Annotated in this window: 2 protein-coding genes and 4 tRNA genes; all 6 read left to right on the forward strand. The window is 67.7% G+C overall.

What is annotated here, in order from left to right:
• The first annotated feature begins 129 nt into the window (after positions 1 to 129).
• Positions 130 to 202 (forward strand) — tRNA-Glu (locus tag MTQ10_RS27610).
• A 41-nt stretch (positions 203 to 243) separates the two neighbouring features.
• A tRNA-Asp gene (locus MTQ10_RS27615) sits at positions 244 to 318 on the forward strand.
• 24 nt (positions 319 to 342) lie between these two features.
• Positions 343 to 416, forward strand: a tRNA-Phe gene (locus tag MTQ10_RS27620).
• 93 nt (positions 417 to 509) lie between these two features.
• Positions 510 to 4,454 carry an ATP-dependent RNA helicase HrpA gene (hrpA, locus tag MTQ10_RS27625; RefSeq protein ID WP_247472997.1) on the forward strand — a complete coding sequence of 1,315 codons (3,945 nt, stop codon included), beginning with the start codon at positions 510 to 512 and terminating at the stop codon, positions 4,452 to 4,454.
• Positions 4,455 to 4,546: 92 nt separating this feature from the next.
• A tRNA-Asp gene (locus MTQ10_RS27630) sits at positions 4,547 to 4,621 on the forward strand.
• Between the two features lie 262 nt (positions 4,622 to 4,883).
• A partial coding sequence (locus MTQ10_RS27635; protein WP_247472998.1) for a DUF6274 family protein occupies positions 4,884 to 5,104 on the forward strand: 221 nt, incomplete at its 3' end.

Raw genomic sequence — 5,104 nt, forward strand, 5'->3', positions numbered from 1 at the left:
GGCACCCCGCACCCCGTCCCCGGGCACCTCGCCCGGAACAGCTCCGTAAACCGTTTTGGCGATACCTCCCGCCATCCCATATGCTTCTCACGTCCCCGACGCGCTGAGAAGCGCCCAGGCGGGCCGATAGCCCTCATCGTCTAGCGGCCTAGGACGCCGCCCTTTCAAGGCGGTAGCACGGGTTCGAATCCCGTTGGGGGCACGCAATACGGTGTGCGACACTGGTTGTCGCCCACACAGCTTGGTCCTGTGGAGCAGTTTGGAGTGCTCGCCACCCTGTCAAGGTGGAGGCCGCGGGTTCAAATCCCGTCAGGACCGCAAAGGCTTTGCAAAAGGCCTTACGGCTGGGTAGCTCAGTTGGTACGAGCGTCCGCCTGAAAAGCGGAAGGTCGCCGGTTCGACCCCGGCCCCAGCCACAGCACAGGCCCCGATCTTCGGATCGGGGCCTTGTTGTGTCGGGCCAAAAGCGTTCGCCACGGATTTGGCGGGGATGCGATCCTGGATCGCGTATGTCTACGCACCCTGCCCCCGCCATCGGCGCTCTCGCCGCCCGCCTGTCCGAGTTGCCGTTGCGTGACGCGCACCGGATCGGGCGCAGGCTCGAAGGCGCGCGCAAGATCCGCAAGCCGGAAGCGCGCGCCGCCGTTCTCGCCGAGATCGAGGCGGAGATCGTGAAGGGGGAGGAGCGGACGGCTGCCCGGCGGGGCCGGGTGCCGGACGTGTCCTATCCCGAGCAGTTGCCGGTCAGCCAGAAGAAGGACGACATCGCGGCGGCGATCCGTGATCACCAGGTGGTGATCGTCGCCGGTGAGACGGGTTCCGGGAAGACCACGCAGATCCCGAAGATCTGTCTGGAGCTGGGCCGTGGCGTGCGCGGCATGATCGGGCACACGCAGCCGCGTCGTATCGCCGCGCGGACGGTCGCGGAGCGGGTGGCGGAGGAACTGCGGACGCCCCTCGGTGAGGCCGTGGGCTGGAAGGTGCGGTTCACGGATCAGGTGGACCCGGAGGCCACGTTCATCAAGCTGATGACGGACGGCATCCTGCTCGCGGAGATCCAGACCGACCGTGAGCTGCGCGCTTACGACACGATCATCATCGACGAGGCGCACGAGCGGTCGCTGAACATCGACTTCCTGCTGGGCTATCTGAAGCAGCTGTTGCCGAAGCGGCCGGATCTGAAGGTCGTGATCACGTCCGCGACGATCGACCCGGAGCGGTTCTCGCGGCATTTCGGGGACGCGCCGATCATCGAGGTGAGCGGGCGGACGTATCCGGTGGAGGTGCGGTACCGGCCGCTGCTGGAGGAGGACGGCGAGGACGCGGACCGGGATCAGATCACGGCGATCTGTGACGCGGTGGAGGAGCTGCAAGCGGAGGGGCCCGGCGACATCCTGGTGTTTCTCTCCGGTGAGCGGGAGATCCGGGACACGGCGGACGCGCTGAACAAGAAGCAGTACCGGTTCACGGAGGTGCTGCCGCTGTACGCGCGGCTGTCGCACGCCGAGCAGCACCGGGTGTTCCAGCCGCACACGGGCCGCCGGATCGTGCTGGCGACGAATGTGGCGGAGACGTCGCTGACGGTGCCGGGGATCAAGTACGTGATCGACCCGGGGTTCGCGCGGATCTCGCGCTACAGCCACCGCACGAAGGTGCAGCGGCTGCCGATCGAGCCGATCTCGCAGGCCAGCGCCAATCAGCGCAAGGGGCGTTGCGGTCGCACGAGTGACGGTGTCTGCATCCGGCTGTACAGCGAGGAGGACTTCCTCGCGCGGCCGGAGTTCACGGACGCGGAGATCCTGCGGACCAACCTGGCCAGTGTCATCCTGCAGATGACCGCGGCCGGGCTCGGGGACATCGAGAGGTTCCCGTTCATCGATCCGCCGGACCACCGCAACATCCGGGACGGTGTGCAGCTGCTACAGGAGCTGGGCGCGCTGGACCCGGCGCAGAAGGATCCACGCAAGCGGCTCACCCAGACCGGCCGCAAGCTGGCGCAGCTTCCGGTGGACCCGCGGCTGGCGCGGATGGTGCTGGAGGCGGACCGCAACGGCTGCGTGCGGGAGGTCATGGTCATAGCCGCGGCGCTGTCGATCCAGGATCCGCGGGAGCGGCCGGCGGAGAAGCAGACGCAGGCTGATCAGCAGCACGCCCGGTTCAAGGACGAGACGAGCGACTTCCTCGCGTATCTGAACCTGTGGCGGTATGTGCGTGAGCAGCAGAAGGAGCGGGGTTCCAGTTCGTTCCGGCGGATGTGCAAGCAGGAGTATCTGAACTTCCTGCGCATCCGTGAGTGGCAGGACATCTATACGCAGCTGCGGACCGTGGCGAAGCAGATGGGCATCCACCTCAACGAGGAGGACGCTCCCGCGGACCGGGTCCATGTGTCGTTGCTGGCGGGACTGCTGTCCCACATCGGGATGAAGGACGTCAAGGACGGCAACAAGAACGAGTATCTGGGCGCCCGCAACGCCAAGTTCGCGATCTTCCCGGGTTCGGCGCTGTTCCGTAAGCAGCCGCGGTTCGTGATGTCGGCGGAGCTGGTGGAGACGTCGCGGCTGTGGGCGCGGGTCAACGCGAAGATCGAGCCTGAGTGGGTGGAGCCGCTGGCCGGGCATCTGGTCAAGCGGACGTACTCGGAGCCGCACTGGGAGAAGGACCAGGCCGCGGTGATGGCGTACGAGAAGGTGACGCTGTACGGCGTGCCGATCGTGGCGCAGCGGAAAGTGAACTACGGGCGGATCGACCCGGAGGTGAGCCGGGAGCTGTTCATCCGTCACGCGCTGGTGGAGGGCGACTGGCGGACGCATCACAAGTTCTTCGCGGACAACCGGCGGCTGCTGAGCGAGGTCGAGGAGCTGGAGCACCGGGCTCGGCGGCGGGACATCGTCGTGGACGACGAGACGCTGTTCGACTTCTACGACCAGCGGGTGCCCGAGCATGTGGTGTCGGGGGCGCATTTCGACTCGTGGTGGAAGCGGAAGCGGCAGGAGCAGCCGGACTTCCTGGACTTCGAGCGGGAGATGCTGATTCGTGAGTCGGCGGAGGCGGTCACGAAGGCCGACTATCCGGACTCGTGGCGGCAGGGGCAGCTGAAGTTCCGGGTGACGTACCAGTTCGAGCCGGGTGCGGACGCGGACGGTGTGACGGTGCATGTGCCGTTGCAGGTGTTGAACCAGGTGTCGGAGGAGGGCTTCGACTGGCAGATCCCAGGGTTGCGGGAGGAGCTGGTCACGGAGCTGATCCGGTCGTTGCCGAAGCCGATCCGCCGCAACTATGTGCCGGCGCCGAACTTCGCGAAGCGGTTCCTGGAGGTCGCAGAGCCGTCGAAGGAGCCGCTGGCGACGGCGATGGCGCGTGAGCTGAAGCGCATGGTGGGGGTGCCGTTCGAGGCGGAGGACTTCGACTGGGCGAAGGTCCCCGACCATTTGAAGATCACGTTCCGGATCGTGGACGAGCGTCGGCGGAAGCTGGCGGAGGACAAGGATCTGGAGGCGCTGAAGCTGCGGCTGAAGCCGAAGGCGCGGAAGGCGTTGTCGCAGGCTGCCGCGGCGACGGCGTCGCGTGAGGGCGGGCAGTCGCTGGAGCGCTCCGGGCTGACGGACTGGTCGATCGGGACGCTGACCCGGGTGTTCGAGACGCGCAGGGCGGGTCAGCCGGTGCGGGCGTATCCGGCGCTGGTCGACGACGGGGACACGGTGTCCGTACGGCTCTTCGACACGGAGGCCGAGCAGGCGGAGGCGATGTGGAAGGGCACGCGCCGGCTGATCCTGCGGAACATCCCGGTGAGCCCGGCGAAGTACGCGAGCGACCATCTGACGAACGCGCAGAAGCTGGCGTTGTCGGCGAATCCGCACGGTTCGGTGCAGGCGCTGTTCGACGACTGTGCGATGGCGGCTGCGGACAAGCTGATCGCGGACTGCGGTGGTCCCGCGTGGGACGAGGAGTCGTATCGCAAGCTGTACGAGAAGGTGCGTGCGGAGATCGTCGACGCGACCGTACGGACGGTGGGCGCGGTGCAGCAGGTGCTGGCGGCCTGGCAGGCCTGTGAGCGGCGGCTGAAGGGCGTTCGGAGCCCGGCGCTGCTGGCGAACCTGGCGGATGTGCGCAAGCAGCTGGACGGGCTGGTGTACCCGGGGTTCGTCACCGCGGCCGGTGTGGGGCGGTTGCAGCATCTGATGCGGTATCTGGTGGCGGCGGACCGGCGGTTGCAGCAGATGCCGACGAACGTCCAGCGGGACACCACGCGTATGGAGAAGGTCCATGAGATGCAGGACGAGTACGCGTGGCTGCTGGAGCAGTTGCCGAAGGGGCGTCCGGTGCCGCAGCAGGTGCGGGAGATCCGCTGGATGATCGAGGAGCTGCGGGTCAGCTATTTCGCGCACGCCCTGGGGACGGCGTACCCGGTGTCGGACAAGCGGATCGTGAAGGCGATCGACGCGGCCGTGCCGTGACGGCGGGCGTACGGAGGGTGAGTTCGACCAGGGGGCTCACCCTCCTGTACAGTCCTTCTCGCAGCGCAACGCAGTACAGCGCGGCAGCTCCTGGTCCTGTGGAGCAGTTTGGAGTGCTCGCCACCCTGTCAAGGTGGAGGCCGCGGGTTCAAATCCCGTCAGGACCGCAGCCGAAGGCCCGGATCTTGTGATCCGGGCCTTCTTCGTGTGTGCGTACGGGACAACGGCGGGGGCTCGGGGGCGCACTGCTCGGGCTTCTGGGTGTACGGCAGCACGGGGGGGCGTGTCTGTAGGGGCGGCGGTGAGCGTCAGGGGCGTACAGGCGCTTCCGGGGCGCTTCCGGCGCGTTCGGGGTGTCTTGACGGCGTCACATTCGCCCAGTACCCCAGAAGCAGGGCCCGCTTGCCTCAGGCCCGCCGGAGGTGGCGTATGACGGCATCGGTCAGGCACGAGACGCGGGCGCTGCTCCGCGCGCATCTGTCGGCCGCGTCGTCGTACGGGCATGTCACGCGTCACTGTCCGATCTGCCACCGGCTGCTGCGGCTGGCGATGGACACCCCTGCGCAGCCCCACCCCCAGGCGCAGGCGCAGCCGGAACCGGAATCCCACGCGGATCCGGAGCCCCGGCCCCAGCCCGACCCGGCCCAGCC

The organism is Streptomyces sp. XM83C (genome assembly GCF_023072675.1).
GTDB lineage: Bacteria > Actinomycetota > Actinomycetes > Streptomycetales > Streptomycetaceae > Streptomyces > Streptomyces thermocoprophilus.

Excerpts from the sequence above, each read along its gene's own strand:
- hrpA (WP_247472997.1), top strand. The coding sequence starts at position 510 with ATGTCTACGCACCCTGCCCCCGCCATCGGCGCTCTCGCCGCCCGCCTG.